The 4,919-nt window shown below is 66.0% G+C and carries 5 protein-coding genes; all 5 read left to right on the plus strand.

Going from position 1 to position 4,919, the window contains the following annotated elements; genetic code table 11:
* Positions 1 to 99 precede the first annotated feature (99 nt).
* The 5 genes from OC184_RS19445 (at position 100) to OC184_RS19470 (ending at position 4,477) form a co-directional block, all read left to right on the plus strand.
* The gene (locus tag OC184_RS19445; protein ID WP_265508816.1) at positions 100 to 309 is read left to right on the plus strand and encodes a hypothetical protein; all 210 of its coding nucleotides are present in this window, start codon (positions 100 to 102) and stop codon (positions 307 to 309) included.
* 153 nt (positions 310 to 462) lie between these two features.
* The gene (locus OC184_RS19450) at positions 463 to 1,116 is read left to right on the plus strand and encodes a response regulator transcription factor (protein ID WP_265508817.1); all 654 of its coding nucleotides are present in this window, start codon (positions 463 to 465) and stop codon (positions 1,114 to 1,116) included.
* Entirely contained in the window at positions 1,113 to 2,330 is a 1,218-nt protein-coding gene (locus OC184_RS19455) for a sensor histidine kinase family protein (protein WP_265508819.1), read from the plus strand. Before OC184_RS19450 ends, OC184_RS19455 begins: the two co-directional genes overlap by 4 nt.
* Before the next feature lie 843 nt (positions 2,331 to 3,173).
* A complete protein-coding gene (locus OC184_RS19465) occupies positions 3,174 to 4,076 on the plus strand; it encodes a hypothetical protein (protein ID WP_265508820.1) in 903 nt (300 codons plus the stop codon).
* Between the two features lie 176 nt (positions 4,077 to 4,252).
* Entirely contained in the window at positions 4,253 to 4,477 is a 225-nt protein-coding gene (locus OC184_RS19470; RefSeq protein ID WP_265508821.1) for a DUF3072 domain-containing protein, read from the plus strand.
* The last annotated feature ends 442 nt before the right edge of the window (positions 4,478 to 4,919 follow it).

Raw genomic sequence — 4,919 nt, forward strand, 5'->3', positions numbered from 1 at the left:
TCCGCGTCGCTCTCATGAACCGCTTCTCAGCCCTCGGCACCGCCGAGATCGTTCGCGTGGCCTGACATCAGCGGGGCAAGGGGGCGTCATGCCTTAGGTGTGAGTTCTGCAACAACGCCGCTGTCGATCCTGCTGGTCTTCATCGGATCGAAGATCTTCGTCGCCGACCTGATGGGGTGGGAGAAGTTTCCGCCAGCCTGGTCACTGGGGATCACCTTCACGATCCTGACGATCGGCGTGTTGGTGTCGCTGGCGAAGACCCGCGGCCGGACGCCCGAACCTCTCCAGTTCGGAGAGGCGCGGCACTGAAGGCCGCTGGTCTTTCCTGACCGAGCCGGTGCGGGCGTCCTCGCACCGGTCGAGGCGATGGGGCCTCTACGCCGCGCAGAACCGGCGCCGCGATTTCCATTGATCCGGCCGCCCGGTCCCGCCATGTCTGGGCGGGACGAACGGGAAAGTCCGATGCGCATCCTGCTGATCGAAGACGAGGTCGATATCGCCGATGCACTGACCCGTTTCCTGCGGGTGCAGGGCCATGCGGTGGACCACGCACCGGACCTGGACATCGCGCAGGCGGCGCTGCAGGTGGCCGCGTTCGACGCGATCCTGCTGGATCTGGCGCTGCCCGACGGGTCGGGGCTGGCACTGCTCCGTGACCAGCGCCAGCGTGGCAACCGCGTGCCGGTGATCATCGCGACTGCGCGCGACCAGATAAGCGAACGCATCGCCGGGCTGGATGCAGGCGCGGACGCTTATGTGGTCAAGCCATACGATCTTGCTGAGATCGAGGCCCGCCTGCGCGCCCACGGCCGCCGCGCCTCGGGCGATCCGGCCACGGAAAGCCGCCTGGGGCCGCTGCGGGTGGACCGGGCCGGGGCGCGGCTGTTCCGCGACGAGACCGAGATCCGCCTGACCTCTCGGGAATGGGCGCTGTTCGACGCGCTCTTGTCGGCGCGGGGCCGGGTGCTGTCCAAGCAGGTGCTGGAGGCTCGGCTCTATGCCTTCGACGACGCCATCGAGGGCAACGCGGTCGAGGTCTACGTCTCTCGCCTGCGGGGCAAGCTGGGGGCGGATGCCATACAGACGCGGCGCGGATTGGGGTATCTGATCCCGTGACGCGGCCTTGGTCCCTGCGCGGCAGGCTGGTGCGCCGGGTGGTGCTGGGGGCCTGCGCCGCCTGGCTTGCGGGGGTCGTGCTGGCCGCGACGGTGATCTCTCACGAGATGTCAGAGCTGATGGACGACAGCCTGGAGGCGTCGGCGCGGCTGTCGCTGGCGCTGTATCGCGGGGCGGGGCAGCTGGGACCGCTGCCCCCCGGCGACAGCGCGATCCGCATCGTCGACGGGGACATGGCGGTCACCGACGCGCCCTGGGCGCCGGTCACCGACGATGGCGGCCAGGACCTGCCCGGCTGGCGGGTCTTCCGGCTGGCCGACCCCGACAGCGACCTTGTGGTCGAGGTCGGCCACACCAACGCCTGGCGGCGAGACGAGCTTCGCGAAAGCCTGGCCTGGCTGGTGGCGCTGATGCTGCCGGTGCTGCTGGCGGCACCGGTGGCGATCCGCGGGGCGGTCGGATCGGCGCTGCGTCCCGCGACGCGGTTCGCCGACGGCCTGCGCGGCCGGTCGGCGCAGGACCTGTCACCCGTCGCCGCCCCCGATCTGCCGGCCGAACTGACACCAATTCCGCAGGCGCTGAACAGCTATTTGGACACGATCCGCGACGACCTCCTGCTGCAGCTGTCGCGGGCCGATGCCAGAGCGTCGGGCGCGGGCCGGTCGGGCCCCTCTTGCAGTGGATCAGGACGGGCTTCGGCAGGCTGTCCAGCAGCGCGATCAGCGCGACCGCCCGCTCCGGCAGGATCTTGCTGTCGCGCATCGGGAGATCGGCGTGCGCCAGGTTCAGACGGTCGGCGGTGGCGCGTTCGATGCGATACCAGACCGCGTCTGACGCCCCGCGCAGGTTCAGCACGCTGCGAATCTTGTGCGCGGCCGTCCAGGCGGTCAGCTGCGCCTCGGACGGTTGGGCCGTTACGGGCTGACCGTTCTCCACAGAACGTCCGGCAGGAGCGGCGCACGGTCGCGGATGGCCGGGTGTTCGGCCGCCGTGGCCCTGGTGACGCCGGCGCCGACATGCAGGGTGCCGCCCCCCCGATCCTCAACCGTGTCATTGCCAGCGCGCCGATCTCGGTCAGACTGGGAGGCGCCACCACGAGAAGCTTCATCAGATCGACGACCATCGTGCCGCCGGCCAGGAACGCGCCCAACTGCCCGGCCGGCCCCATTGGGGCGACTTGCCCGACGGCATCTTCGGGCGACAAGGGGCGCTGATAGCCGGAGGGTCGCATCAGGTTGCCTCCGCCAACTTTATAGTGGCGTCGCGGGCCTTGGCCACAGCTTCGGCAGGGTCCTTGTAAACCCCGCAGCGGCAGAGGTTTCCCAACATGTATTCGCGGATCTCGGGCGGGTGCCGGCATCGCCCCGGTCACGCAGCCCACGGCGCTGAGGATCTGGCCCGACGTGCAGTATCCGCACTGGAACCTGTCATGCTGGATGAAGGCCGCCTGCATGGGGTGCAGCTCGTCCGGGCGCCCCGGCCCTTCGATCGTTGTGATTGCCTCGCCATGTCCCCGTCAGGTCCATCCGTTCGCGCAACAGGTCGAGAAGCGTGGTCCTGGCATCCAGGGTAAAGATGTGGTTCGCGCCGTTGATGGTCAGAGAGACATCCACCGCTCGCCGCTTCGGACTGCACCTCCTGCGCCCCGAAGCCATAGCTGCCAAGCGATGCGACCACACTGGCGGCGGAACCATTCGGCAGGTCCCGTCAGGTGACGCCGCCGGGAAATCGTCTGCGTCCGTGCCCTGTCTTGCTGCCAACTGGGGACCCTCTGACTGGCTCAGCCCGGTCACAGGCTGTGATTGCAGGGCTGAACAGGCTGGCTCTCAGCATGTTCCACAGGATCTCGAACCGCGCGCCGGAAGCCCGGATCATGGGCAGCCACTTGGCGAGGGACGGCCTTCCGATGCCTGACGGGCAAAGGCAACGAAAAAGACAGCTTAATGAGGCTCATGAAATGTGACAATTTCATGACGGTATCGTCAGGCAAACCCTCGGCTCCGGAGACCTTGATCCGCGGGGTGTGCGCCGGACGGCTTGTGCAAGAGAGTGTTTTCATGGTGGCTTATTCCGACGTTCCAATTCCCCGAAACCTGATAGCCTGGTGCGAGGCGGTGACGTATGCCGCCGGACTGTCGCTGCTCCTCATGCTGGTCATCGCCATCGAACGGCACTTCCCGGTCGGCTATGTCTATCTGATATCCGAGGACAAGATCGGCGAATATGCGACGTCGGTCGCCTTTGCTGCAGCCGGCGGCATCTTCCTGGCCTCGGGGCTGAAAACCGCGCGGCTCGACCGAACCTTCCTGTTGCTTCTCGCAATGGCCTGCATCTTCATCGCGGGCGAGGAGATCTCATGGGGCCAGCGGATCTTCGGCATCGACACCCCCGAGGTGCTGCGGTCCGTCAACCGCCAGGGCGAGATCACGCTGCACAACATCGGGCCGCTTCAGGGCGCGGACTTCCACGAGGTCGCGGGCGTGCTTCTGCAGGTCCTGATGCTGGCCTCTGCGCTCAGGACCAGACTACCCCGGCGCCTCGCCTGGGTCGCGCAGCTGTCCCTGCCCCCGCTCTCGCTCTGGCCGGCGTCGCTGGTCGTGTCCTATGTCCTGATCGCGCAACCGATGGTGAAGGGCGACGAGATCGCCGAAGCCTTCCTGGCCTTCATGATGCTAATGTGGAGCGTTCTCATCGGCCTTGACCTGCAAGTGCTGAAGAAGGGAACCCGCAGCCCCGAATTCGTCGTAGCCCTCATCCTGGCCGCGACCATCGCCGCGGGCGCCGTCCTCTCGGCCGGGTTCGGGAAGAACATGGGCTGGCGCTACAACATCACGGCCGCCCGCGACTATCCCGCCGCCGGGATGATGGAGCAGTCCCGCATTCTCTTTCAGCACATCCTGGCTCACCCCGACCTTGTTCAGCCGGACACGTTGGAAACCTATCGCCGGATTCACGAATAGGCCGAATCCGACGGAAGGGGAAAGCGCCTCGCGTCGAAGACATCCCTTGGCCGGCCGCACGCCTTGGCAGGCCGACGGTCGTAGTGGCCCGCCAGGCGCAAGATCGCATGATAGCACGAAAGGAACCAAGGCAGGCGACAAGGGTTCTTGAAGACCCGGATAAAGGCGGACATGTCATGGCTGACGACGATAAAGACCCCAAGGCCCATCCCTCGGACAATGCGCAGAAGGACCCCGAAGCCTGGGTCAGCGGTGACGATCCGATGACCGGTGCGCAGGCTTCCTATCTCAAGACGCTGAGCGAACAGGCGGAAGAGCCTGATGCTTTCGACCAGGACATCAGCAAAGCCGAGGCTTCAAAGCGCATCGACGCGCTGAAGTCCAAGCTGAACATCGACTAGCGTGGTCGGCCCGAAAAGGCTGAAGCTGGTCTGGTCGTCGAAGGCATCCGCGTCAGCGGGCAGTCGACCCGGAAGCGACGGCCACCTCTGGCGGTTTGCAAGCGACTACGGTGACGTCGGAGGCAGCAGTCATGCCACTTCGCAACGGCGAATGACACCTGCTGCAAGCCGGAGCCGCCTGCGGGTCTTCTAGCTGGCTGACCATCTCCATCTGGACGTTCCCGACGACTTCTCGATCGGCGCCGGCGCAGTCGTCGCTCTTCATATTCCCAGGGATCTCTCTCTATCCGTCGAAGCTGTCATATATCCATCCGTTTCATTAGTAATGAGCGAAAGTTGGTGATGCCTCGGGGGGGGGGCGGCATATCATGGCGGTGATCAGAACGCCGTCAATTCTCAACCGAGAAAGGGATATGCCCATGCCAGAGACTACCATCACCCA

It is taken from the genome of Paracoccus rhizosphaerae (assembly GCF_026162645.1).
Lineage (GTDB): Bacteria > Pseudomonadota > Alphaproteobacteria > Rhodobacterales > Rhodobacteraceae > Paracoccus > Paracoccus rhizosphaerae.

Coding starts and splice junctions, on each gene's coding strand:
- OC184_RS19465 (WP_265508820.1), top strand. CDS start 3,174: ATGGTGGCTTATTCCGACGTTCCAATTCCCCGAAACCTGATAGCCTGG.
- OC184_RS19450 (WP_265508817.1), top strand. CDS start 463: ATGCGCATCCTGCTGATCGAAGACGAGGTCGATATCGCCGATGCACTG.
- OC184_RS19470 (WP_265508821.1), top strand. CDS start 4,253: ATGGCTGACGACGATAAAGACCCCAAGGCCCATCCCTCGGACAATGCG.